This is a genomic window from Oerskovia enterophila, assembly GCF_001692445.1.
In the GTDB taxonomy this organism is placed as follows: Bacteria; Actinomycetota; Actinomycetes; order Actinomycetales; family Cellulomonadaceae; genus Oerskovia; species Oerskovia enterophila.
This window is the reverse complement of the sequence record NZ_MAQA01000007.1, coordinates 26679-50035: the sequence shown is the minus strand read 5'-3', so window position 1 is coordinate 50035 and position 23357 is coordinate 26679. Positions and strand designations below refer to the sequence as shown.

At 70.6% G+C, this 23357-nt stretch carries 33 protein-coding genes and 1 pseudogene; 25 read left to right on the top strand and 9 right to left on the bottom strand.

Annotated elements, in window-relative coordinates; translation table 11 throughout:
• Positions 1-14: 14 nt before the first annotated feature.
• Together OERS_RS04665 and OERS_RS04660 are read right to left on the bottom strand one after the other, a co-directional pair.
• Positions 15-803, bottom strand: coding sequence for a lysoplasmalogenase (locus OERS_RS04665; RefSeq protein WP_248948345.1), 789 nt, complete (start codon positions 801-803; stop codon positions 15-17).
• Between the two features lie 89 nt (positions 804-892).
• Positions 893-1975, bottom strand: coding sequence for a GNAT family N-acetyltransferase (locus tag OERS_RS04660; RefSeq protein ID WP_068624892.1), 1083 nt, complete (start codon positions 1973-1975; stop codon positions 893-895).
• Positions 1976-2066: 91 nt separating this feature from the next.
• On the opposite strand from OERS_RS04660, the gene metH reads away from it, so the two are divergent.
• A complete protein-coding gene (gene metH / locus OERS_RS04655) occupies positions 2067-5645 on the top strand; it encodes a methionine synthase (RefSeq protein WP_068624814.1) in 3579 nt (1192 codons plus the stop codon).
• A gap of 171 nt (positions 5646-5816) precedes the next feature.
• Here metH and OERS_RS04650 read toward each other — a convergent pair whose 3' ends face one another.
• Both OERS_RS04650 and OERS_RS04645 read right to left on the bottom strand, forming a co-directional pair.
• Positions 5817-6221 (bottom strand): ImmA/IrrE family metallo-endopeptidase, encoded by a 405-nt coding sequence (locus OERS_RS04650; RefSeq protein ID WP_082848810.1) that lies wholly within the window; start codon positions 6219-6221, stop codon positions 5817-5819.
• A 14-nt stretch (positions 6222-6235) separates the two neighbouring features.
• Positions 6236-6616, bottom strand: a complete 381-nt coding sequence (locus OERS_RS04645; RefSeq protein ID WP_068624811.1) for a hypothetical protein — start codon at positions 6614-6616, stop codon at positions 6236-6238.
• A gap of 36 nt (positions 6617-6652) precedes the next feature.
• Here OERS_RS04645 and OERS_RS22380 point away from each other — a divergent pair.
• The 15 genes and pseudogenes from OERS_RS22380 to OERS_RS04580 form a co-directional block, all read left to right on the top strand.
• Positions 6653-6886: pseudogene (locus OERS_RS22380) on the top strand (helix-turn-helix domain-containing protein); the annotation flags it as partial.
• A 333-nt stretch (positions 6887-7219) separates the two neighbouring features.
• Positions 7220-8008, top strand: a complete 789-nt coding sequence (locus tag OERS_RS21950) for a phage antirepressor KilAC domain-containing protein (protein WP_231907673.1) — start codon at positions 7220-7222, stop codon at positions 8006-8008.
• Positions 8009-8235: 227 nt separating this feature from the next.
• Complete coding sequence (locus OERS_RS04630; RefSeq protein ID WP_068624804.1) at positions 8236-8598, top strand: hypothetical protein; 363 nt, start codon at positions 8236-8238, stop codon at positions 8596-8598.
• Positions 8595-8867, top strand: coding sequence for a hypothetical protein (locus OERS_RS04625; RefSeq protein ID WP_139107698.1), 273 nt, complete (start codon positions 8595-8597; stop codon positions 8865-8867). The genes OERS_RS04630 and OERS_RS04625 overlap by 4 nt, the downstream gene beginning before the upstream one ends.
• Complete coding sequence (locus OERS_RS04620) at positions 8864-9088, top strand: hypothetical protein (RefSeq protein WP_068624800.1); 225 nt, start codon at positions 8864-8866, stop codon at positions 9086-9088. Before OERS_RS04625 ends, OERS_RS04620 begins: the two co-directional genes overlap by 4 nt.
• Positions 9089-9203: 115 nt before the next feature.
• Positions 9204-9884, top strand: a complete 681-nt coding sequence (locus OERS_RS04615; RefSeq protein WP_068624798.1) for a lambda exonuclease family protein — start codon at positions 9204-9206, stop codon at positions 9882-9884.
• A complete protein-coding gene (locus OERS_RS22215) occupies positions 9881-10012 on the top strand; it encodes a hypothetical protein (protein ID WP_282956060.1) in 132 nt (43 codons plus the stop codon). Before OERS_RS04615 ends, OERS_RS22215 begins: the two co-directional genes overlap by 4 nt.
• Positions 10009-10353: a WhiB family transcriptional regulator gene (locus OERS_RS04610; protein ID WP_082848812.1), complete on the top strand. Its 345-nt coding sequence runs from the start codon at positions 10009-10011 to the stop codon at positions 10351-10353. The genes OERS_RS22215 and OERS_RS04610 overlap by 4 nt, the downstream gene beginning before the upstream one ends.
• Positions 10350-10655, top strand: coding sequence for a hypothetical protein (locus tag OERS_RS04605; protein WP_068624796.1), 306 nt, complete (start codon positions 10350-10352; stop codon positions 10653-10655). Before OERS_RS04610 ends, OERS_RS04605 begins: the two co-directional genes overlap by 4 nt.
• On the top strand, positions 10652-10807 hold the full coding sequence (locus OERS_RS21450) for a hypothetical protein (RefSeq protein ID WP_169834190.1): 156 nt from the start codon (positions 10652-10654) through the stop codon (positions 10805-10807). The genes OERS_RS04605 and OERS_RS21450 overlap by 4 nt, the downstream gene beginning before the upstream one ends.
• Positions 10804-11013 (top strand): hypothetical protein, encoded by a 210-nt coding sequence (locus tag OERS_RS04600; protein WP_068624794.1) that lies wholly within the window; start codon positions 10804-10806, stop codon positions 11011-11013. Before OERS_RS21450 ends, OERS_RS04600 begins: the two co-directional genes overlap by 4 nt.
• Complete coding sequence (locus OERS_RS04595) at positions 11003-11596, top strand: hypothetical protein (protein ID WP_068624792.1); 594 nt, start codon at positions 11003-11005, stop codon at positions 11594-11596. The genes OERS_RS04600 and OERS_RS04595 overlap by 11 nt, the downstream gene beginning before the upstream one ends.
• On the top strand, positions 11593-12039 hold the full coding sequence (locus tag OERS_RS04590) for a hypothetical protein (protein ID WP_139107697.1): 447 nt from the start codon (positions 11593-11595) through the stop codon (positions 12037-12039). The genes OERS_RS04595 and OERS_RS04590 overlap by 4 nt, the downstream gene beginning before the upstream one ends.
• Positions 12036-12275, top strand: coding sequence for a hypothetical protein (locus OERS_RS04585; protein WP_068624787.1), 240 nt, complete (start codon positions 12036-12038; stop codon positions 12273-12275). Before OERS_RS04590 ends, OERS_RS04585 begins: the two co-directional genes overlap by 4 nt.
• Positions 12272-12598 (top strand): beta barrel domain-containing protein, encoded by a 327-nt coding sequence (locus tag OERS_RS04580; RefSeq protein WP_068624785.1) that lies wholly within the window; start codon positions 12272-12274, stop codon positions 12596-12598. The genes OERS_RS04585 and OERS_RS04580 overlap by 4 nt, the downstream gene beginning before the upstream one ends.
• A 535-nt stretch (positions 12599-13133) precedes the next feature.
• On the opposite strand, the gene OERS_RS04575 is transcribed toward OERS_RS04580, so the two are convergent.
• Positions 13134-13343, bottom strand: a complete 210-nt coding sequence (locus OERS_RS04575) for a hypothetical protein (RefSeq protein ID WP_068624783.1) — start codon at positions 13341-13343, stop codon at positions 13134-13136.
• A gap of 13 nt (positions 13344-13356) precedes the next feature.
• Positions 13357-14310, bottom strand: coding sequence for a hypothetical protein (locus OERS_RS04570; protein ID WP_068624781.1), 954 nt, complete (start codon positions 14308-14310; stop codon positions 13357-13359).
• Positions 14311-14634: 324 nt separating this feature from the next.
• Here OERS_RS04570 and OERS_RS04565 point away from each other — a divergent pair, with 324 nt between their 5' ends.
• The 8 genes from OERS_RS04565 (at position 14635) to OERS_RS04535 (ending at position 19532) form a co-directional block, all read left to right on the top strand.
• Positions 14635-15483: a hypothetical protein gene (locus OERS_RS04565; protein ID WP_139107696.1), complete on the top strand. Its 849-nt coding sequence runs from the start codon at positions 14635-14637 to the stop codon at positions 15481-15483.
• A gap of 64 nt (positions 15484-15547) precedes the next feature.
• Complete coding sequence (locus OERS_RS21445) at positions 15548-15700, top strand: hypothetical protein (RefSeq protein WP_157516337.1); 153 nt, start codon at positions 15548-15550, stop codon at positions 15698-15700.
• A gap of 505 nt (positions 15701-16205) precedes the next feature.
• Positions 16206-16445 (top strand): hypothetical protein, encoded by a 240-nt coding sequence (locus OERS_RS04560; RefSeq protein ID WP_068624777.1) that lies wholly within the window; start codon positions 16206-16208, stop codon positions 16443-16445.
• Complete coding sequence (locus OERS_RS04555) at positions 16442-16828, top strand: hypothetical protein (protein WP_068624775.1); 387 nt, start codon at positions 16442-16444, stop codon at positions 16826-16828. The genes OERS_RS04560 and OERS_RS04555 overlap by 4 nt, the downstream gene beginning before the upstream one ends.
• 66 nt (positions 16829-16894) lie before the next feature.
• A complete protein-coding gene (locus tag OERS_RS04550) occupies positions 16895-17698 on the top strand; it encodes an N-acetylmuramoyl-L-alanine amidase (protein ID WP_068624772.1) in 804 nt (267 codons plus the stop codon).
• A 4-nt stretch (positions 17699-17702) separates the two neighbouring features.
• On the top strand, positions 17703-18062 hold the full coding sequence (locus OERS_RS04545; RefSeq protein ID WP_068624770.1) for a hypothetical protein: 360 nt from the start codon (positions 17703-17705) through the stop codon (positions 18060-18062).
• Positions 18063-18424: 362 nt separating this feature from the next.
• Positions 18425-19078 carry a dihydrofolate reductase family protein gene (locus OERS_RS04540; RefSeq protein ID WP_068624768.1) on the top strand — a complete coding sequence of 218 codons (654 nt, stop codon included), beginning with the start codon at positions 18425-18427 and terminating at the stop codon, positions 19076-19078.
• Positions 19079-19091: 13 nt separating this feature from the next.
• Positions 19092-19532 (top strand): VOC family protein, encoded by a 441-nt coding sequence (locus OERS_RS04535; RefSeq protein ID WP_068624766.1) that lies wholly within the window; start codon positions 19092-19094, stop codon positions 19530-19532.
• Between the two features lie 110 nt (positions 19533-19642).
• Here the strand turns inward: OERS_RS04535 and OERS_RS04530 are convergent, their stop codons facing one another.
• The 3 genes from OERS_RS04530 to OERS_RS04520 are packed head-to-tail and all read right to left on the bottom strand — an operon-like array spanning position 19643 to position 22846.
• Positions 19643-20218: a DUF6580 family putative transport protein gene (locus tag OERS_RS04530; protein ID WP_068624764.1), complete on the bottom strand. Its 576-nt coding sequence runs from the start codon at positions 20216-20218 to the stop codon at positions 19643-19645.
• Positions 20197-20661, bottom strand: a complete 465-nt coding sequence (locus OERS_RS04525) for a DUF4430 domain-containing protein (protein ID WP_068624763.1) — start codon at positions 20659-20661, stop codon at positions 20197-20199. The genes OERS_RS04530 and OERS_RS04525 overlap by 22 nt, the downstream gene beginning before the upstream one ends.
• 58 nt (positions 20662-20719) lie before the next feature.
• Positions 20720-22846 (bottom strand): DNA gyrase/topoisomerase IV subunit B, encoded by a 2127-nt coding sequence (locus tag OERS_RS04520; RefSeq protein ID WP_068624761.1) that lies wholly within the window; start codon positions 22844-22846, stop codon positions 20720-20722.
• A 167-nt stretch (positions 22847-23013) separates the two neighbouring features.
• On the opposite strand from OERS_RS04520, the gene OERS_RS04515 reads away from it, so the two are divergent.
• Positions 23014-23220: a DUF7455 domain-containing protein gene (locus OERS_RS04515; protein WP_056650208.1), complete on the top strand. Its 207-nt coding sequence runs from the start codon at positions 23014-23016 to the stop codon at positions 23218-23220.
• Positions 23221-23357 lie beyond the last annotated feature (137 nt).

Here is a 23357-nt window from a genome sequence, read left to right as displayed (position 1 = left end):
CACGGCCAGGCCGCCTAGGACTCCCCTGCCTCGGCCGCGTCGCGGCGCAGGATCCCGACCGCCAGCAGCGCCTGGCCCGCGAGGTAGGTGACCATGACCAAGAACCCCGAGGACAGCGGCCCCGGCACCTCGAAGCCCGGGACGAACGCCCCCAGGGCGATGAGCGCGTCGGAGACCAGGAAGATCGCCCCGCCGATGCCCGCGACCCGGTTCACCCCGGTCGACAGCACCGCCATGAGCGCCAGGCAGAGGCCGTAGACCATGACCGGGACCAGCAGCGCGCCCGCGTGCGGGGCGCACAGGACCACGAGCGCGACGAGGGCGAGCGCGTAGGGGACGAGCAGGACCGGGCGACGCAGCACGCTCGAACCGCGCGACGGCCAGAAGGCCGCGACGTACGCGACCTGCGCGAGCAGGAAGAACCCGACCATGGTCAGGAACGAGGCGTCGCCGCTCGACAGGTCGGGCGCGGAGTCACCGAGCCACGAGAACCCGAGCGCGACGAGCGTCCACCGCACGAGGCGGGACCGCCCGCGCGGCCCTGCGGCCGGTGCGGCGGCCGTGCCCCGAGGCGCTCCCGTGGCGGTCCAGACGACGAGCGCCAGGAGCGGCATGACGAACCACTGGGTCACGTTGGCGACCTGCTCCTGTCCGGCCAGGTGGGCGACCAGGTGCACCGCGGAAAGCAGCAGGAAGGCACCGGCCGCGAGCGCCGCCACGGGGCGGCGCCGCAGCACGGTCACGATCGAGACCGCTCGGCGCGAGGTGGGTGCGTGCGAGACACGAGGAGTCGAGGAGACCACGTCGTTCCTTTCCAGGAAGGGCGACCCGGGTCACGGGCGCCCTGGCGCGCGGCACCGTTGCCGCGCTGACCTGGGGACACGGTAGGGCCTCAGAGCTCGATCGAGTACATCCGGGAGCCGTCTTTCTTCTCGTAACCGAGGCTCGCGTAGAGCCCGTGAGCCCCGGACGGGTTCTCGGTGTCGACGTCGAGCTCGGCGAACTCGACCCCGCCGGCCTGGTAGGCGGTCATGCCCGCGCTGAGGAGCGCGAGCGCGATCCTGCGCCCGCGGTACTCCCGGCGGACCCCGAGGGTCTCGGTGTACCCGCTCGAGTACCCCGCGACGGGCCAGTCCTGCTCGTACCGGCCCGACAGGAGATACCCGGCCACGACGGGGCCACCGCCGGTGCTCGCGCGGGGAGCGACGCCGTCGGGCGCAGCGTCGTCGACGACGAGCACGCTCCACTCGGGCGCGAACATGCTGCGCCCGTGCACCCAGGACTCGGGCGTCGCGGGCTCGCTGCCCCAGTGGTCGCGGAACGCGTCGTTGTGGGCCAGGCGCGTGGCCTCGTCGAGCTCGGGAGACCACGGGACGACCCGCAGGCCGTCGCCCAGCGCGACCTCGGGGACGGGCAGCGACAGGTCTCGACGCAGGGTCGAGTAGTAGCGGTTGGCCGTGTAGCCCGCGGCCTCGAACAGGCGGCACTCGGGCGCGTCGCCGTCCTGGACGTAGCCCGCGATGCGCGCGGGCAGCTCCTTGCCCGAGGCCGCGAGGAGCTGACGCGCACGCCCCGTCGACCAGGCCAGGACCTGACGCCCGACGCCGCGTCCCCGCCACCGCGGGTGGACCGCGCCCTGGACGAACGCGCGGACGACGCTCGCGTCGCCGGGGCGGGTGTCGACCGACGCGTAGGCGCGCGGCTCGCCGTCGACGTCCAGGCCCACCAGGGTGTCGCGGGCGAGGTCGCGCCACTCCCCCTCGAACATCTCCTCGGTCTCCTCGAGCGAGGTGCGGAACGGATGCCGGTCGTGCTCCTCGACGGCCGCCGTCAGCGCGAAGAGAGCCGGTGCGTCCGCGAGCGTCAGGGAGCGCCAGACCAGGCCGTCGACCTCGGGGAGCGGCAGGTGGGCGGGCGCGGCCACGCGCTCGGCGATCGGGGCGAGGGCCGGCGGGGAGGACGGTTCGGTGCTCATGCGCACCACGCTAGGTCGCAGCGTCGCGTGCAGCATCCTGTTTTCCGGACACCCAGGTGACGGCGTGCGGCCCGGCGTTACAGTTCGCCTCATGCCCCACGACGTCGCCAACGCCCGATCCGCCGCCTTCGCCGAGGCCCTGCGCACCCGCGTGGTCGTCGCCGACGGCGCCATGGGGACCATGATCCAGGAGCAGGACCCGAGCCTCGAGGACTACCAGCAGCTCGAGGGCTGCAACGAGATCCTCAACGTCTCGCGACCCGACATCATCGCCGCCGTCCACGACGCCTACCTCGAGGTCGGCGTCGACTGCGTCGAGACCAACACGTTCGGCGCCAACTGGTCCAACCTGTCGGACTACGACATCGAGGACCGCATCCGCGAGCTCGCCGCGGCCGGGGCGCGCATCGCACGCGAGCGCGCGGACGCGTTCTCGACCCCCGAGCAGCCACGCTGGGTGCTGGGCTCGATGGGCCCCGGGACCAAGCTGCCGAGCCTGGGACACACGACGTACGCGAACCTGCGCGACACGTTCGCCGAGCAGGCGGCCGGCCTGCTCGAGGGCGGGGTGGACGCGATCCTCGTCGAGACCAGCCAGGACCTGCTCCAGGCCAAGGCCGCGGTCAACGGCTCGCGCGCCGCGATGGCCGCGGAGGGGCGCTCGGTGCCGGTCATCGTGCAGGTCACGGTCGAGACCACGGGCACCATGCTCATGGGTTCGGAGATCGGCGCAGCGCTGACCACGCTCCAGTCGCTCGGCGTGGACGCGATCGGCCTGAACTGCGCCACGGGGCCCGCCGAGATGAGCGAGCACCTTCGCCACCTGTCCAAGCACGCCGAGATCCCCGTGACGTGCATGCCCAACGCGGGCCTGCCCGTGCTGGGCAAGAACGGCGCCTCCTACCCGCTCACGCCGAGCGAGCTCGCCGCGGCCCACGCCCAGTTCGTCACCGAGTTCGGCCTGGGCCTCGTGGGCGGGTGCTGCGGCACCACGCCCGAGCACCTGCGTCAGGTCGTCGAGGCCGTCCGCGCCCGGCCCGTGGCCCCGCGCAGCCCCGCGCGCGAGGTCGGCGTCGCGAGCCTGTACTCGCACGTCGACTTCGACCAGGACGCCTCGTTCCTCGCGATCGGTGAGCGCACCAACGCCAACGGGTCCAAGGCGTTCCGCGAGGCCATGCTCGCCGAGAACTGGGACGAGTGCGTCGCGATCGCGCGCGCCCAGACGCGCGACGGTGCGCACCTGCTGGACGTGTGCATCGACTACGTGGGGCGTGACGGCGTCGCGGACGCCCGCGCGGTCGTCTCACGGCTCGCGAGCGCCTCGACGCTGCCGCTCGTGATCGACTCGACCGAGCCGCCCGTGATCCAGGCGGGTCTCGAGCTCATCGGCGGGCGCGCGGTCGTGAACTCGGTGAACTTCGAGGACGGCGACGGCCCCACCTCGCGCTACGCGCGGATCATGCCGCTCGTCAAGGAGCACGGCGCCGCGGTCATCGCCCTGACGATCGACGAGGACGGCCAGGCCCGCACGGCCGACGCGAAGGTGGCCATCGCGAGCCGCCTGATCGACGACCTCGTAGGCACCTGGGGCATGCGCATCGAGGACATCGTCGTCGACACCCTGACCTTCCCCATCGCGACCGGGCAGGAGGAGACGCGACGCGACGCGATCGAGACCATCGAGGCCATCCGCGCGCTCAAGGCCACCTACCCGGGCGTGCACACCACGCTCGGCGTCTCCAACGTGTCGTTCGGGCTCAACCCCGCCGCGCGCGTCGTCCTCAACTCGGTGTTCCTGCACGAGGCCGTCGAGGCCGGGCTCGACTCCGCGATCGTGCACGCGGCCAAGATCCTGCCGCTCGCGAAGATCCCCGACGAGCAGCGCCAGGCCGCGCTCGACCTCGTGTGGGACCGCCGCGAGTTCGACGCCGAGGGGAACATGACGGTCGACCCCCTGGCCCGGCTGCTCGACCTGTTCGCGGGCGTCGACTCGGCGTCGCTCAAGGACGCCCGCGCGGCCGAGATGGCCGCGCTGCCGCTCGGCGAGCGCCTCGAGCGACGCATCGTCGACGGCGAGCTCAAGGGGCTCGACGCCGACCTCCAGGCCGCGCTCGACGAGGGCTGGAAGGCCCTCGACATCGTCAACGACCACCTGCTCGAGGGCATGAAGGTCGTGGGCGAGCTGTTCGGCAAGGGCGAGATGCAGCTCCCGTTCGTGCTGCAGTCGGCCGAGGCCATGAAGACCGCCGTGGCCTACCTGGAGCCGCACATGGAGAAGTCCGAGGACGCGAGCGGCCGGTCCAAGGGCACCATCGTGATCGGCACCGTGCGCGGCGACGTGCACGACATCGGCAAGAACCTGGTCGACATCATCCTGACCAACAACGGCTACACCGTGGTCAACATCGGTATCAAGCAGCCCATCGCCGCGATGATCGAGGCCGCCGAGGCCCACGACGCCGACGTGATCGGCATGAGCGGGCTGCTCGTGAAGTCGACCGTCGTCATGAAGGAGAACCTCGAGGAGCTCAACGCCCGCGGGTACGCGCAGCGCTGGCCCGTCCTGCTGGGCGGCGCGGCCCTGACGCGCACGTACGTCGAGGACGACCTCGCCGACGTCTACCAGGGCGAGGTCCGCTACGCGCGTGACGCGTTCGAGGGCCTGCGACTCATGGAGCCGCTCGTCCGCGTGGCGCGGGGAGAGGCGCGCGACGCCGTCGGGCTCCCTGCCCTCAAGAAGCGCCGGCACGCGACCGTGACCGTGACGCAGACGCCCGAGGAGGACCTGCCCGCCCGCTCCGACGTCGCGGCCGACAACCTGGTCCCCACCCCGCCCTTCTGGGGGACGCGCATCGTCAAGGGCATCCAGCTCGCCGACTACGCGGCGTTCCTCGACGAGCGCGCGACGTTCATGGGTCAGTGGGGGCTCAAGCCGGGGCGCTCGTCCGGTGCGGAAGGCGCGGCCGGGGCGTCGTACGAGGAGCTCGTCGAGACCGAGGGCCGCCCGCGCCTCAACGCGTGGCTCGAGCAGGTCCGGACCGAAGGGATCGTCGACCCGTCGGTGATCTACGGCTACTTCCCGGTCTGGTCCGAGGGCAACGACGTGGTCGTCGGGCACCACGACGGGCCCGACGGCGGCTCGGGCGGTCCGGTGGGGACCGAGCGGTTGCGCTTCACGTTCCCCCGGCAACGGCGCGACCGTCACCTGTGCCTCGCGGACTTCGTCAAGCCGCGCTCGTGGGTCGAGGAGACCGGGCGCTTCGACGTCCTGCCCGTCCAGCTCGTGACCATGGGCGACACCGTCGACGTGCACACGGCCAAGCTGTTCTCGGCCAACAAGTACCGCGAGTACATGGAGCTGCACGGCCTGTCCGTGCAGCTCACCGAGGCGCTCGCCGAGATGTGGCACTCCCGCGTGCGCTCCGAGCTGGGGTTCGCGAGCGAGGAGCCCGACGACGTCCAAGGGATGTTCGACCTGAAGTACCGCGGGGCGAGGTTCTCGCTGGGGTACCCGGCATGCCCCGACATGGAGGACCGCCGCAAGGTCGTCGAGCTGCTGAAGCCCGAGCGGGCGGGTGTGGTGCTCTCGGACGAGCTGCAGCTGCACCCGGAGCAGTCGACGGACGCATTCGTGTTCCACCACGCAGAGGCGAAGTACTTCTCGGTGTAGGGCTGACGCTGGAGCACGACCCCAGGTCAGAGAGCACTTCTCCCCCTGGTCGCCGTTCTCCTCGCCGGCCCCGGGCAGCGCGGACGGCTCAGTCTGGCACGCGACGCGATCGACCTGGACCGCGGCGTCATCGCGGTCTCCTGGCAGCTGCAGCGGCTGCGCTGGTGGCGGCTACACGGCGCGCAGGTGGCGCAGCCGAGCACGCGGCTGGACGTAGTTCTCGCGCCACAGCATCACGTAGTTCTCCGTGACCGCGAGCTCTTTCGCGATTGCTCCAGGGTGGGCTCCGACGATGCGCTCGGCACGCGCGTACTCCTCGAGCGAGATCAGGATCTGCGCCGCGAACATGTCGGCCTCGCGCTCCTGCCGGGCACTCAGGACCGGGTCGTCGGTCCAGGCGTGGTCGTGATGGGCGTGCCCGATCTCGTGCGCCATCGTCATGCGGATCGTGAAGCCGGTACGACGGCGATCGTTGATCGTGATGAGCCCGCGGGAGTACTCACCGTTCCGTCGCCCGAGGTCGCGGTACTTCACACCCCAGCCACGGCCGATCGCGTAGTCGATCAGATCCTGCATCCCGTCCTCCCGCGCTAGTCCAGCTGGGCGATGCCCTCTTCCTCGAGGGACTGGTCCTCGTTCGCCACCGCCTTGTACTGGACCGTAGCCGCGTCTGGTGCGTCCGTCTCGCTCAACACGCCTCGACTCGGCAACGCATGGACGGTTGCGCCGTGCCGGCGAGCGTCGCGCATCCGAGCCGAGATCTCCTCGACCAGCTCGCGCGCTCCCATGCCGGCCATCTCAGCGACAGCCGCGATGATGTCGGTGTCGACGGGTCGTCGCCCGCTCGTGCGCTCGGAGACGAAGCCCTGCGAGCGCTCGAGGCGCTCGGCGAGAGGCACCTGCCGCACGTCCCGCTCACTCATGATGTCGCGCAGGTGACGTGAGAAGGCCTTCGAGAAGTCGCTGGTCATGGGCGCCAGATTATCGGATATCCGACACGCCGCAGGATGAGATCCGTGCACTATCGGATATCTGATAGACCTGCATCCATGGAACACACCCACTACCGAGAAGCGGTCACCACCGAAGTGCGGGCCCACCTCGCTCGGCGCCGGGCCTCACAGAAGGAGCTCGCGGTTGCACTGGGCACCTCCGTCTCGACCATGAGCGACCGCATGACGGGTCGCTCCGCGTTCGACACGGACGAGCTGCTCCAGATCGCGGCGTTCCTGGATGTCGACTTCGTGGAGCTCTTCCCGATGAGCATCCGACACCTTTCGCAGCCCAGGCGGTATCAGATATCCGTTTCGACGGCGCCGGCTGGGATCGCAGAACACCTGAAGACGGCGCACGAGTGCAGATATCTCGGGACGACAACCATCCTGCGCGGCCCGGGAAGCACGTCGAGAGAGAGCAGCCGTGGACGCGGCAGGCCCGGGCAGGGAACGGAACTCGTGCGGAGGCGCAACCGACCGGTAGGTCCCGGTCCCGGAGCTGCGTGCAGCACCCCAGACATGACAGCGCCCCCGCTCCGTCCGAGGAATCACGGGGGCACCACCCGAGGAGATGGACTCATGACCGACATCACCCCGTTCGACTTCGACGGCCAGGCCGTCCGGGTCGCCACGATCGACGGCGAGCCGTGGTTCGTGCTCACCGACCTCGCACGGGTGCTCGGCATCGCCGACGCCCAACGCCTCGACTCGCGCCTCGACGACGAGGTGCGCCGGACGCACCCCGTCCGAGACAGCCTCGGCCGCACCCAGCAGGCCACCGTCGTCTCCGAGTCCGGCATGTACGAGGTCGTGATCCGCTCCGACAAGCCAGACGCCGTCCGCTTCCGCCGCTGGATCACCTCGGACGTCCTGCCGACGATCCGTAGGGCCGGCAGCGACGGACAGGCGCCGGTACTCGCGGGCCCCGCGCTCATGGCTGCCGCGCTCATCGAGGCGCAGGCGACTCTTGCGGCGACAACAGAGCAGGTTGCCGCGCTCACCCCGCGTGCCGAGGCGTTCGACGCGTTCGTCTCGACGTCCGGCGACCTCAGCGTGAACGAGGCCGCGAAGATCCTGAGCCGCAACCACGGCATCCTCACGGGCGAGAAGCGCCTGCGGGACTGGATGGAGGCGAACGGCTGGATCTACCGCAACGAGGCCGACGAGCCCCGCGCGTACCAGCGGCGCGTCGACCAGGGGGCACTCGCCGAGCGCGCGCGCTGGCACCACCACCCCGAGACCGGCGAGCGCGTCATCGACACCTCGCAGGTCCGCGTGACCGCGAAGGGTGTCGAGGTGCTCGCCAAGGCGCTCACGAAGGTCGCCGACCAGCGCGAGCTCGACGTCACGGGCGGTGACGCAGCGTGATCGCACCAGCTCTGGCTCTCCCGTTCATCGCGGCGTCGACTCCCGACGCAGTCCGAGCAGCCGGCGCGTCCGAGACGACCGTCAAGGACACCATCCCACCGGGGGGACCGGACCGCGCACCACGGCGGCCGTGCCACCGAACCCGTGATCCTCGCGACCGACCTCGCCGCGTGGATCGCATCCCTGCCGACCGAGTCCGGTCGGGCCAAGCCATGAAGGAGCCATCGATGACCATCCGCACCCTGTTCCGCCGTCGGCGTCCCACCCCCCTCCCGGTGCAGGCGCTCGAGACCCTGCCCTCGTCCGCTCTCCCCCGCCGGGTCCCTGCCCTGTTCTTCGGCGCCGGCTCGACAGCCACCACCGAGGACGAGGCGCTGGTCATCGCGTCGGGCGCTCTCCGCCGACACGGGCCCCGCGAGGCCGTCGCAGTCCTCGAGGGCTTCGTGTCCCGCGATCTCGCCGAGATCCCGGAGCGGGAGCAGACCGTGCAGGACCCGTCGCTGCCCGACGACGACGTCGAGAGGGAGGCGTTCGCGCCGGGGTCGCTCGCAGACCAGGCCGAGGCATGGCTCGCGGACGGTGCGCGATGACCGCCGCCACAGACCGAGTCCGACCGTTGCTCGCCCCCCTCCCGCCCGGCCTCGCCGACCAGATCGCGCGGGCCGCGGCCGAGTGCGTCACGACCGCACCCGAGGGCGAGGTCGTCTACGCCGGGTGCTGGTGCGACGACGACGCCCACACCTCGGCCGACCTCATCGAGTGGCGCGGGTCCGTCGACGTGGCCCGCCGCGACCGCGACGAGTCCGCACACCCCGCCCACCTCGTCCGCCGCATCACCGTCACGGAGGCAGTCGCATGACCACTTGCGAGCAGCACGAGCAGGCGACGCTCGTCCGCCAGCGCGACGACGCGATCGACAGGATCAACGCCCTCGCGCCCGTGGTCCAGGCCGCGATCGCGTTCCGGGCCCTCGAGCTCGGCGGCCACTACCAGACCCCCGAGTGGTACGGCGCGGGCGGAGACCTCCGCGGCCTGGTCGACCGGTACGTCGACGAGCGCGGGACCGAGGTGGACGCATGAGCGCTACCTGGGCCGACGTCGTCGGCACCGCGGTCTGCCTCGCCCTCCTCTTCGCCTCGGCGTGGTGGGCCGGACGCACCGACGAGCGCCGCAAGCGCGAAGGAAGGAAGTAGAGATGCTGCACGAACTCCCCGATCTCGTCCAGGGCACGGACGAGTGGCACGCCCAGCGCCGCGGCCTCGTCACGGCGTCCGTCGTCGGCCAGCTCGTCACGGCCAAGACGCTCAAGCCCGCGAGCAACGAGACCTCGCGCGGGCTGACCGCGCTCCTCGTCGCCGAGCGGATCACCGGCCACACCGACCCGGCCTACACGTCCGACGACATGCTGCGCGGCATCGAGGACGAGCCCCGGGCCCGCGAGAAGTACAGCGAGCACCGCGCGCCCGTACGCGAGACCGGGTTCATGGTCCGCGACGACTGGGGTTTCCAGATCGGCTACTCCCCCGACGGGCTCGTGAGCGACGACGGACTGATCGAGATCACGTCCCGCCGGCAGAAGGTGCACCTCGCGACGATCCTCGCCGACGAGGTGCCCGTCGAGAAGGTGGCCCAGCTCCAGTGCGGCCTCCTCGTCTCGGGTCGCGCCTGGATCGACTACGTGTCCTACTGCGGCGGCATGCCCCTGTACGTCAAGCGCGTGCTGCCCGACGCGCGCTGGGCCGAGGCGATCGTTGCCGCCGTCGAGCAGCTCGAACGCGTCGCCGAGCGGATGGTCTCGGACTACCACGAGCAAGTCGAAGGCCTACCCACGACCGAACGCATCGACGCGACCGCCGGAGAGGCGGTGGCCGCGTGATGGACCCCCTGCGCTACTCCCCCGACGGCGCCGCGGGCGGGCACCGCGCGTGCTCGGGCGACGCCTGGAACTACTCGGCCGACGAGCCCACCGACTGCGCGTACGGCTGCCACCAGGAGGACCGATGACGAACCTGCGAGCCCAGACCCTGACCCGACCGACCAACGCGCTCGCGACCCGCGAGCCCGAGGACTGGCGCCTCGACGCGGAGTGCCGCGACTGGGACCACACGCTGAAGGGCGACCCGTGGCACCCGGACTCGGACCTCCCGGGTGCCTACGACGACGCCCGCACGATCTGCGCCGGCTGCCCCGTCGCAGAGGCCTGCCTCCAGACGGCGATCGAGGCAGAGTCCAGCAGCCACGGGGGCCTGCGCTTCGGGATGTACGGCGGCACGACGCCGGCCGAACGCACGGCGGTCCTCCGCGAGCAGCAGCGCGAGCGTGCTGCTCGGGGGGCTGCGGCGTGAGGCGGGCGCCATCGGTCGAGGACTGCGCGCGGAGGTCGCAGCAGTCGCGCGACACGGCGTACCCCCTGCTGGTCGCCGAGCAGGAGACGTACCAGTCACGGCTCGACGTCCTGGCCGAGCGCGCCCGCCGCGCGCAGGTCACGGAAGACCCCGACGCCGCACGCGCCGCGGCCCATCGCCTCAAGCCGATCTACGAGCGCCGGCACGGCGACACCCCCACCCTGCAGGCCGCCCGTCGCGACGCCCTGCAGACCGAACCCGACGGCGCCGAGACCCGGTGCCGAGAAGCGAGAGCAGCATGACCACCCACACCTGCCGATGCGGGGCCACGTTCACCGCGGACCCCGCCGGCCGACTCCGCCACCAGATGCTCCACGGCCACCGCCCGACGACGCCCGCCGTCCGAGACATCTGGGCCGAGGCGCTCAAGGCCGAGAAGGACGGTGCCGCGTGAACGGCCGCCCGGTCCCGTGCGGCACGATCGACCGGACGGGCGGCGTCGTGTCGTTCGACGAGTACCCGCCGGCCCCCGAGGTCGCCGTCGGCCTGCTCGACCCCGGGCACGGCGGCCCGCACATCGACTCCACGCTCGACCACTACGCGTGGGACGCCACGCCACCACCACCACCACCACCCGAGGAGGGTCACCGTGGCGCGTGACCATGCACGGATCCTCGTCGCGATCTGGGGCGATCCTGCCTGGAAGGCCCTCACTTCTGTTCAGCAGCTCGTGTACGCGGCCCTCATCTCGAGTCAGGACCTGAGCTACTGCGGCGTTGTCCCGTACATCCCAGCGAGGTACCTCGACCTCAGCTCCGACATGACGGAGCGGAAGTTCACCTCCGCGATCAGCGGGCTGGAGCAGGGGAAGTTCGTCATCCGTGACACCCGCACCGCCGAGCTGCTCGTCCGGTCCTACGTCCGACACGACGGCGTGCTCAAGCAGCCAAACGTGACGAAGGCGCTGGTCACAGCGCTGCGCAAGGTCCACTCAGACCGCCTGCGAGAGGCAGTGAGCAGCGAGCTCGTTCGACTCCTGCTCGAGCAGCCCGACGCCAAGGGCTGGAAGGGGTACGGGGAAGCCGACCCCGAAGGGTTCCAGAACCTCATGGCGAAGGCCTACCCGAGCCCTTCCGGGAACCCTTCGCCGAACCCCAAGGCAACTCCCTTTCCCCTACCCCTTTCCCCTTCATCATCACCTCTCCCTGTACCTCACCAGGCCGACCAGAAAGCGAGCGCATGATGACGAGATCCATCACCCAAGACCCGGCACGCGTACTCGCTGCGCTCGTCACGCACCTGCGACCCGACTGGGACGTCCCGGGCATCCTCAAGGCCATCTACGCGGCCAAGGACCGAGGCGACGCGTTCCGGGTCGCTCACGCCGCCCTGTACGCCGCCGAGACCCCGACGAACCGCACCCCGGCTGTCATTGCCCTCACCGGTGAGCACTGGGCCCGGGGACGTGACGTCGGGGCCGGTGACACCAGGTTCGAACGGTGCGACGTCCCCGGCGACGCCCACAGGTCCTTCCCCAAGGGCCGGTGCGGTGCCTGCAGGGCGGACGAGCTCGCAGCCGACGACCACTCCCCCACCCCGGTTCCCGCGCCGATCCCTGCCACCTACACCGGCGGCGCCAACCTCGTCCGGCAAGCCGCCGGACTCCCGATCAAGGAGCACCCGTGACCATCGTCCAGTCCGTGTCGACCGAGTGGGTCGAGGACCTGCCCGTCGGCACCGCACTCCACTGCACCGCCGCCCACAACCGCACCGTCCTCGCGCTCAAGGTCGGCAACGCTCAGACCCACGGCCGCGATGTCTGGCAGACCACCGACGGCGCCACCGTCACCTCGTTCACCATCAGCATCGCCAACCCCGTGCGCCTCGTGCCGTCCGCCGACGCGCCCGAGGAGACCTCGTGACCGCCCCGACCAACCAGAAGAAGCTCCACGTCGGTCAGGAGGTCGTGGTCACGGCCTGCGGCAAGACCCGCACGGCGACGGTCGCAAAGGTCGGGCGCGTCCTCGTGCAGGCCAACGGCAACGCGCACCGCATCGACACCGGCGTCCTGAACTCCGGCTACTCCGGCGCCGGCCGGACCTTGGACGAACAGGCCGAGCTCGAGCAGCGGACCGAACTGCGCGCTCGCGCCTGGAAGTGCCGCCACATGGTCCGTGACCTGCCCCGCAGCCTGACCCTCGACCAGCTCCAGCGCATCGTTGACATCCTCGAGGAGACCCCGTGACTGCCCCGACGTCACAGAAGCCCCCGACCGAGCCGGACCTCAACGATCTGCGCACCGACCTCCCCACGCTCGCGGACCGCTGCGAGGCGCTGGGCGAGCACTGGGGGGCTCGGGACATTCGCAACGACCTGCTCGCCGCTCACCCGGCACCCGAGACAGACGCCCCGCAGGCGATCCAGTGGGCTCCGTCCGGCTCCGTCCTCGACGGCGTCCCTGGCGGATGGTGCGCTTCCTCGCCGGGCCGGATGGCATGTCCGCCTGCCCCGGCCGATCAACACGCGCTCGCCCGCACCGCGACCCGCCTCCTGAGAGGAGCAACCCGTGGCTGACGGATGGACACCTACGACGGACCAGGTCAGGGAGTCCTACGCGGACAACGACCAAGTCTCGCGCACCATCGTCACGTACACCGGACCCTGGCTCACTCAAGGTTGAGCCGGCGCCCCTGCTGCACATGCCGCCACCTGGCTCCGTGACGAAAACCCGAGGGGCCACAGGTGACGAAACACCTGGGGCCCCTCGAACTGTGCGGAGTCTACTTCCGCTTCGCGACTCGATCCTTGCGCAGATTCGAGAAGAGAAGCGCCATGCCAAGCGTGAAGAGAATGAAGCCGAAAGCGTACGCAGCGAGCGTCACACTGCTGATCTCAGGTTGCACAATCAGGAACGCGAGCATCGCGGAGATCGGAACGGCGAGCGCACCAATCACGACAATGCGACGAGCAACCGGGTGGTTCGCCAGCATCAGGACTCCTGTCTCATCGTCGCTGAGTACACGTGACGATGCCAGTGTAGAAGAAGTTCAGGTAGAGGCCCTTGCCCGGCGACGCGCAGTACCCGATCGCCACCGATCCAAGGGCCATGACCGCCGCCACAAAACCTGCCGCCGCCGCCACGGGCGCCGTGACGATCCCAGCTCCAGCCAAAGCGGCCACAACCCCGGCGACACTGCCACCGCCGCCGACTGCAACCAGAAGGGCGTTAGCCTGGCGAGCGGTAAACGTGTACTGGGCGCCCCACCACTTCCAGGCCGGGTCCGCGACCACGGGGAATACCGTATCGGGCGTCGTGGAGATGGTCTGGAGCAACGAGCCGTTGGCGATGGCGTAGTGCGTGGGGACCGCTTCGCCATTGGCGTCCGTCGCCCAAGGAGCAGCAACAGACCCAACGGCGTACCCATCGCGGCCAAGGAGGACAGAACCGTCCTCGAGTACCCGCGCGTCGACACCGTCCGGCAACGCATACTCATAGTTGGTTGGAGCGTTCTTGTCGTTCAGGATCGTCGCGACACGGAGCTCGCCAGTGTCCAGCGCCTGCACGGCAACGTCAGTGCTGCCTGCTTCTGAGCGGTAGACGACGGATCCATCCGCTGCCACCTCGCCGTCGGTGAGTCCAAGGCCTTCTGGGAGGGATACCGCGAGGCTCGTCGGTGCCGAGTTGGCCGGATGGGTTTCGTCGCTCTCGATCGGGGCGATGGTGATCGGCGAGGTCGCGTCCAACGGGATGGTTGCGGTCAACGCTCCGTCGATGTTCAGTGCCTCGCCGGCTGTCTGTCCTGCCAGTACTTCCGCCGGCCCCGGCGCGGCCTCTGCGACGAGCCGAGCGGTGGAATCGGTCGAGTCTCGGGCGGCGGATGCCGTGGGAAGCCCCACGGCCAAGAGCGCGAACGTGACCGTGGTAGCGGTCACCGTGCGCGCGATCGTTCGTCTCACAAGATGCTCCTTCTCATGCGCGGTTGCCCCCTATAGGCGACCCACGAGGAGCATGCTCGGGGCAACCGAATGGTGCATTCTGGAGCGAGGTGACCTGCATCACCCATCCAAGGGTCGGATGTTCGCGTCTCAGCTCCAACGCGCCCGTCTGATCCAACACCGGTCCAAGTTGGTCCCGTAACCCTGACCTCGCGGCCCGCACGTCGAGGTTCCAGGGCAAGACTCAAGTCCTGCGACCAGATCCCCCGGATCTCACCTCATCTGGTCTTGAAGGTCGCGCGCCAGGTCCGTACGATCGACCGCCCAACCGGAAGGCGAGCCGGCATGGACGCACGGACAGCCCTGGATGCACGAACCGATCTCCTGTGGATCGTCGAACGTTGGCCCCGCTTGCAGGCGCGGCTCCATGGTGGCGGTGGCAACGCGCTGACCGGGATGCCGTCCGTGGCGACCGAGGCCCCGCTCCCCATCGACGTCGCGGTCTCGGACCTCATGCGTGAGATCGAGGACCAGGCGAGGATCTACGCCGCGGTCCTGCTCGACGAGGTCCCGCCCGAGCACGGCTGCGACGGACAGTGCGTGAAGGCCTGGCTCGCCGCGGCCGCCGAAGCCACCAGGGCAGGCCAGCCCGTCCCGGCCGCACCGAGCTGGTGGAACTGCCCCGACCGGCGCGCCCCCATCACGACGTCGACCATGCCCGCACTGCTCGGACAGGTCGCCGAACGGTACGGACACTTCACGCAGGACGAGCGCGAAGCCCTCGACTTCTGCGACGAGGCCCACGACTTCCGTGAACGGGTCCACAAGATGCTCGAGCAGCCCGCGCCGCCGACCTACCTCGGGCCCTGCCGGGCGCGTGGGACTGACGGTGCCGGATGCCGCGGCGAGCTCTACCTGCGCGAGGGCCGCGACGGCGGTACCTGCCGGGAATGCGGAACCGAGTTCACGCACGACGAGCAGCAGGCCTACGTCCGTGACGCGCTCGAGGACCGGCTCATGACGCCCGCCGAGATCGTGCGCGCACTCAAGATCGTCGGGCACGAGGTCAAGCCCGGCACCGTCTTCAAGTGGGTGCAGCGCGAGAAGCTCGAGGAAGTCGTCGACGGGCTGTACCGGCTCGCCGACGCGCTCGACCTCGCCGAGCGCCCCAGGCGCAAGCAGGTGGCGGCATGACGCTCGCCGTCGGCACCTGGACCACCACGAACCTGCCGCTCACGACACCCGTGGAGATCGCCCCGTGAGGTTCACCGAGGTCCTCCTGGTACGTATCGCCGAAGACGAGGAAGCCGCGCGCCTGTGCGCCGACACAAGTCAGGTCTGGATCGGCCGCGTCACGCTCTACGGCACCGGGCCCGTCTGCATCTCGGGCACGCGCGTGCTGGCGGAGTGATCACTGATCCTCCGGACGCTCGCCTCGGTCTCTGCCGATCACCCGGACTACGACGAGGTATGGAGGCCGCGACGTCATGGCACCATGCCACAGCGCGTTGTCGCGGAGCCGTGACATCTCACCGTCTTGCGAGCGACGTTCCGTCCACCTAGTCTGTGCTTAGGTGGATTTTACCCATCAGCAGACAAGGCCCCGAGGTTCGCCGCGGGGCCTTTCTCATGCCCGGTACTCGCCTGCACAGCACGGCCCGACCCATCCCAGCACAGGTCGCTGGGTCGGGCCCACACTTCCCCGCCCTCCGGTGACCACGCCCGGTCGGGCGCACCACGTGACAGGAGGTGGGTGGGGTGGCCCCGCCGCTGGTCCCCCCCTGCTCTCGCTGTCCCGACGTCACGCCGCCAGGCCGCACGACCTGCGACGCATGCCGGGCCGAGGCCGACAGGGCCCGCAGGCTGAGCCGACCCCCGACCCGACCCCCGAGCCGACCCTGAGGAGGTGGTCACCGATGGCGACCAGCCCACGTCAGCACGTCGTCCCCGTGCCCGGGGAAGGCCCCCGCCGCCAGGTCGTCAACGACCTCACCGCCTCGAACAACGACTTCGTGCCGGTCGCGGAGGTCACCGAACGCGCGCAGCTCCTGGCGGACCGCGCCGCACAGACCTCGCCCTTCGTCCCGTCGCAGGCGCGGCCCCTGACCTGGGCCGGCAACGGGCTGCGCGTCGCGCTCGCCTGGACCGCACGGTGAGCGAGGCCGTCGTCATCCAGCTCATCGCGACGGCGGGCCTGATCCTGATCGCGGCCCTCGGCAAGATCAAGCTCGACCGGATAGGGCGCGACGCCCGCGAGGCCCGCGAGCAGACCGCCAACGAGCACGCCGACGCGGAGTACCCGAACCTGCGCGACGAGCTCACTGCCATGCGCGGAGACCTGTCCGCCGGCCTCGACCGCCTCGAGGCCGGGCAGAAGCGCCACGACGGGGAGATCGGCGGCATCCGCCACACCCAACGGCAGCAGACCGACGCCCTGGCCCGACTCGACGAACGCATGGAAGGCCGCGACGCCGAGCAGCGTCGCGAGCACGCCGTCCTGTCCAAGCGCCTCGACGACCACCTCGCCACCACCGACTGACCCACCCACCCCAGGCCCCGCACGCGACCTGCGTCGGGGCCTTCGTCATACCCACAGGAGGTTCATATGCCCTGGCATCCGGACGCCATCAAGCGTCCCATCACTGCCGACAAGGGGCGCAGCCCACTCGGCGCCCACAACCGCGTCAACCTGCACGTCGCCGTCTCCGAAGCCGCCTCGCTGTTCGGGTTCTTCAACGTCAGCGGGCAGGTCGACTCACACTTCTACGTCCGCCGCGACGGCACGTTCGAGCAGTACGTCAACACCGACGACAACGCGTTCGCCGACCTCGAAGGCAACGACGCGACCATCAGCATCGAGACGCAAGGAGGAGTCACCAACCCGAACACCGAACCCTGGACGCCCGCCCAAGCCGAGCGCCTGGCCCAGCTCTACGCCTGGTGCGCCGTCCAGCACCGCATCCAGGTCAAGCTCGCGACCAGCTCTGCGCTGGGCGAGCCCTCCAGGGGCCTGTCCTGGCACCGGCTGGGCATCGACGGGGACTTCCCCGCCCTGCCCTCCATCCTCGCCGGGCGCGAGCAGCGCGGCGGCGGAATGTACTACTCCCGCTCCCGCGGCAAGCTCTGCCCCGGGGACACCAAGATCGGCCAGATCCCCGCCATCTTCGCCCGCGCCCAGGCGATCATCCCCACCCTTCCCGCACCCGCCCCGATGCCCAACGTCCTGGAGGACGACATGATTGTGATCCTGAACAAGTCGAACAACGCCGCGATCATCGTCTCCGGCGGGCGGTCCGCGCCCGTCGTCGGATGGGACCAGTACGTCAACCTCACCCAGACGCTGCCCTCGCTGGGCGTCTCCGCCGCGCAGTTCGCCGCGATCACCACCGCGTTCCCCTCAGGAGCGTGAACCGATGACCAGCCCGTCCCCGATCTCCGATCGTGCCGTCTCCTGCCTGCGCACCGTCGTGCCCGTCCTGTGGGGCTCGGCCGTCGCCTGGCTCCTCACGGTCGCGGTCCTGCCCACCGAGGTCACCGATCTCCTCACGTCCGACCTCGCACTCACCGCCGTCACAGCCCTGGGCGTCGGCGCCTGGTACATCGCCTGGCGCTGGGCCGAGCCCCACATCCCCGACTGGCTCACCCGCCTCGCCCTCGGCTCCGCACGGCCGCCGTCCTACGCCCCGGTCACGCCCGACGGCGCGCACGCCATCACGACGCTGTCCGCCTCCGATCGGGGGGCGGATCGTGCGCCACACGTCCAGGCTGGGTGACGGGGGTCCAGAGACCGGTCGTGGTTCTGCGTACCCGCACCTCGACGGCGCCCGGCGTGGTCGAGCGGAGGGGCCGTCACCCGACGCCAGGCTCGGCGGGTCCCGGCCCGCGCACACCTGACCCGAGCACGACGAAGCCCCGCCCTCCTTCGGGAGGGCGGGGCTTGTCGTTGTTCAGAGCGAACGTTGCCGCAGCTCCGGGTGCGTCGCCCATCACGGCAGGTGTGCCACCATCGTGGCGACCCCACGAACGGCGCTCCCACGGCGCCCAGCTCAGGCACGTCCTCGCCAGCGCCCGATGACTTCTCCCCCGCCACCCGGTCTACCCCCATGACCCTGCCGCCTATCCACCGGAGCACATCATGGGATCGATCGAGATCGAGCTCTTCACGACCCTGGACCTCGTCGGGCAGGCGCCCGGCGGGCCCGACGAGGACCCGATCGGGTTCCCGTTCGGCGGCTGGCAGGCTCCCCTGCTGGACGACGTCGCCGGGGAGCAGGTCGCGGCCGCCTACGAGGGCACCGACGCCCTCCTGCTCGGGCGCCGCACCTACGACATCTTCGCCGCCTTCTGGCCCCACCAGGAGGGCGGTCCGGACGACGACTTCGCCGCGCTCTTCAACCGCATCCCCAAGTACGTCGCGTCGCGCGGCAAGCCCGACCTCTCCTGGGCCGGGTCTGCGCAGCTCGGCCCCGACCTCGCCGCCGCGGTGCGCGAGGTCCGCGACCGGCACGAGCACGTCAAGGTCGTCGGCAGCCTGGGCCTGGTGCAGACGCTGCTGCGCGAGAAGCTGTTCGACCGCCTCGACCTGTGGGTGCACCCGATCGTCCTCGGCGTCGGGAAGTCGGTGTTCGACGGCGGCGCCGTCCCCACCAACCTGGCGCTGCTCGAGCCGCCTGCGGCCAGCCCTGCGGGCACGGTCCTGCTGCGTTACGGTCTTGCCGACGGCACCCCCGCGACGGGCGACATGGCCGCCGCCGACCGCGGCGTCAGTGCTGCAGACCAGACCGACTGAGGCAGGAGCAACCGTGGCGATCCAGCGGCTGGACAACATCGGCATCGTCGTCGCCGACCTCGACGCGGCGGTCGCGTTCTTCGTCGAGCTCGGGATGGAGCTCGAGGGCAGGTCGCCCATCGAGGGGGCCTGGGCCGGGAGCGTAGTCGGGCTCGACGGGATGCGGTCCGAGATCGCGATGATGCGCGTGCCGGGCGGCTCCGGCCGGCTCGAGCTGTCCACCTACCACTCGCCCGACGCCGTCGACATCGGCCTGGGCACCGCGCCGTCGAACACCCTGGGCCTGCACCGCGTGATGTTCGCTGTCGACGACATCGACGACACGGTCGAACGGCTCGGCGCGCTCGGTGCCACGCTCGTGGGCGAGATCGTCCGGTACGAGGACGCCTATCGGCTCTGCTACCTCCGCGGGCCGGAAGGGATCATCGTGGCCCTGGCCGAGCAGCTCGGGTGAGCAGGGTCCAGGCCCCAGAAACCGCTGAGGTAGAACGTCCTGCGTGAGGTAGTACCCACCGGGTTCTACCTCACGCAGGACGTTCTACCTCAGCGAAAGACGAAGCGACCTCACGCCGCCTGCGGCACCGCCACGAGTCCCCGCGACCGCTCGAGCCGCTCCACGAGCAGCGTGCCCGCGGCCACGACCGGCAGGAGCACGAGGTTCCCGACCAGCATGGTCCGCAGGAACGGCAACCCGGCGACGTAGCTCGCCACGAGCCCGTCGAGCCCCGCGGGGTACCAGACCCCGCGACCCTGGAACCAGACGCCGAAGTTGGTCCAGAAGAAGAACCACAGCGACCCGCCGACGCCCAGCCCGGCGGCTGCGCCCACGCGCCCCCACCCCGACGTGCTGCGCGTCAGGAGAGCTGCGAGGCCCACGACGAGCCAGGCGCTCCACGTGAACAGCGCGATCGACGTGTTGCCCAGCGTGAGGTCCGAGACCACCGCGACGACCAGCGGCGCCAGGAACGCCAGGCGGTGCCGGACGAGGACCGCGGCGACGAACGCCGCCGAGGTCACGAGCTCGAGGTTCGGCGGGGCGCCGATCTCCTCGCGCACGAGCCGGAACACGATCGCGAGCGCGACGAACGCCACCGCGATCGCGGGGCGCCACCAGCGGGTCAGTAGGTCTCGAGCTTCCACGTGATCTCGTCTCCCGTCTCCGTCACGAGCGACCCGGCCCCGACCTGGGCCATCTCACCGTTCACGTACAGGGCCCAGAACTCCTTGGCGGAGTCCTGCGCCTCGCGCCCGTCGATCCCCGTGACGAACGCGTTCTCGCCCTCGCCCTGCACCACGGCGGTGGGGTCGGCAGCGACGAGCAGCTCGAGCGCGGTCTTCCCGGCGACGCCCTCGTAGGTGAGCTCGACGTCGTCCGCCGAGCCGTCAGTGGCGTCGTCGCTCGTCGCGTCGTCCGCCGACTCGGACGCGTCGTCGTCGGCGGCGACCGTCGAGGAGGCCGTGGTGTCGGCCGCGGGCGTGTCCTCGCCCTGGGCACATCCGGCCAGGAGGCCGACCGCGAGCAGGAGGGACGTCAGGGCGGTCAGCGAGCGCGCCGGGGTGGCACGAAGAGTCTGGGGGTTCACACCTGGCAGTCTACGAACGCGCGCCCCGCTGCGGGGCGAGCGCCCAGCAGACGGGACGTCAGGCGTCGATGCGCGCCCTGTCCAACCCTGCAGCCCCCGCGATGATGAAGTCCTTGCGCGGCGCGACGTCCGATCCCATGAGCAGCTCGAACACGCGCTCGGCGGACTCGGCGTGCTCCGCGGTGACGCGGCGCAACGTGCGGTGGCGCGGGTCCATGGTGGTCTCCGCGAGCTGGTCGGCGTCCATCTCCCCGAGTCCCTTGTAGCGCTGGATGTCCTCCTTGTAGCGCTTGCCGGACCGGTCGAGCTTCTTGAGCACGTCGCGCAGCTCGGCCTCGGAATACGTGTAGATGTACTCGTTCTTGCGCGAGCCCGCGCCGATGACCTCGACGCGGTGCAGCGGCGGCACGGCCGCGTAGACCCGGCCCGCGTCCACGAGGGGGCGCATGTACCGGAAGAAGAGCGTGAGCAGGAGCGTGCGGATGTGCGCGCCGTCCACGTCCGCGTCCGTCATGAGCACGACCTTGCCGTAGCGCGCGCCCTCGAGGTCGAACGAGCGTCCCGAGCCGGCACCGATGACCTGGATGATCGCGGCGCACTCCGCGTTCCGGAGCATGTCCGTGACCGAGGCCTTCTGGACGTTGAGGATCTTCCCGCGGATGGGCAGGAGCGCCTGGAAGTCGGAGCTGCGGGCGAGCTTGGCCGTCCCGAGGGCCGAGTCCCCCTCGACGATGAAGAGCTCGCTGCGCTCGACGTCGTCGCTGCGGCAGTCCGCGAGCTTGGACGGCAGCGACGAGGTCTCGAGCGCGTTCTTGCGGCGCGAGATCTCCTTCTGCTTGCGCGCGGTGATGCGGGCGCGCATCTCGGCGACGACCTTGTCGAGGAGCAGGGAGGCCTGCGTCTTCTCGTCGCGCTTGGTCGAGGTCAGCATGGCGCCGAGCTGCTGCTCGACGACGCGCGCCACGATCGCCCTGACGGGGGCCGTCCCGAGGACCTCCTTGGTCTGCCCCTCGAACTGCGGCTCGGCGAGCCGGACCGTGAGCACGGCCGTGAGGCCCGCGAGGACGTCGTCCTTCTCGATGCGCTCCGAGGCGTCCTTGGTGGACACCTTGAGCCGGCGGGCGTTGGTCTCGACGCCCTTGCGCAGGATCTTGAGCAGCCCGGCCTCGAAGCCCGCGAGGTGCGAGCCGCCCTTGGGCGTCGAGATGATGTTGACGAAGGTCCGCAGCTCGGTGTCGTAGCCCGTGCCCCAGCGCAGCGCCACGTCGACCTCGCAGTCGCGCGTGACTTCCTGCGGGGTCAGGTGACCTCGCTCGTCGAGGACCGGGACGGTCTCCTTGAACGTGCCGGAACCCGTCAGGTGCCACGTCGCGGTCACCGCGGGGTCCGGGGCGAGGAAGTCGACGAAGTCGATCGTGCCGCCCGAGTGCTGGAAGCTCTCCTCGACCGGGCCGTCGGCGCCGGGCGTGCCCGGCAGCCCGCGCTCGTCGCGCAGCGTGATCTTGAGGCCGGGCACGAGGAAGGTCGTCTGCCGCGCGCGCGTCACGAGCTCGTCGTAGGAGAAGACCGCGGTCTTGGGGAACACCTGGCGGTCCGCCCAGTAGCGCACGCGCGTCCCGGTCTTCCCGCGGGGCGCCTTGCCCACGACGGCCAGCTCGGAGCGCTCGACGAACGGTGTGAAGGCTGCGTCCGGGTCCGGTCCGGACGCGGGGTCCGCGAACACCCCGGGCTCGCCGCGGTGGAACGTCATGCGGTAGGTCTTGGAGCTGCGGTCCACCTCGACGTCGAGGCGCGAGGACAACGCGTTGACGACCGAGGCACCCACACCGTGCAGGCCGCCCGAGGCCGTGTACGAGCCGCCGCCGAACTTGCCGCCCGCGTGCAGCTTGGTGAAGACGACCTCGACGCCGCTGAGGCCCGTCTTGGGCTCGATGTCCACGGGGATGCCGCGCCCGTTGTCCTTGACCGTCACCGAGGTGTCGGCGTGCAGCACGACCTCGATCGCGTCGCAGTTGCCCGCGAGTGCCTCGTCGACCGAGTTGTCGATGATCTCCCACAGGCAGTGCATGAGACCGCGCGAGTCGGTGGACCCGATGTACATGCCGGGTCGCTTGCGGACGGCCTCGAGTCCTTCGAGGACGGAGAGGTGCCGTGCGGTGTAGCTGGACTCAGAGGTGGTCGTCACGAAGGGAAAGCCTAGACGCTGCCACCCACAGGTCCTCGCCGCCGGGCCGTGACGCGTCGCACTCGGTTCCCACGGCCTCCGTATTCCCGAGAAGCCGCGGCTACGCGGGTAGCGAACCCGGGCCATTTCGGTACGAGGAAAGGGTCCCGGGATGATTACATGGTCACGTGACTGCTACGACGACTGAACCGCTGACCGTGGCCGACCGTTGCGACCGTTGCGGCGCCCAGGCGTACGTGCGCGTGACCATGCCGAGTGGGGAGCTGCTCTTCTGCGCCCACCACGCCCGCGCGCACGCTGCCGCCTACGCAGACATCGCGACGCACGTCCAGGACGAGACCGACCGCCTGCTCGCGGAGCACGGCGCTCGCTGAGACCCCCGCGTGCGCTCGACGCGCACAGGACACCCTGAACCCCGACCGGTGATCATCACCGGCCGGGGTTCTTTCTGTCCGGACCACGGCGCCCGGGCGACGTGCGTGCCGGACGGAGCCCCCGCCGTCGGGCCGCA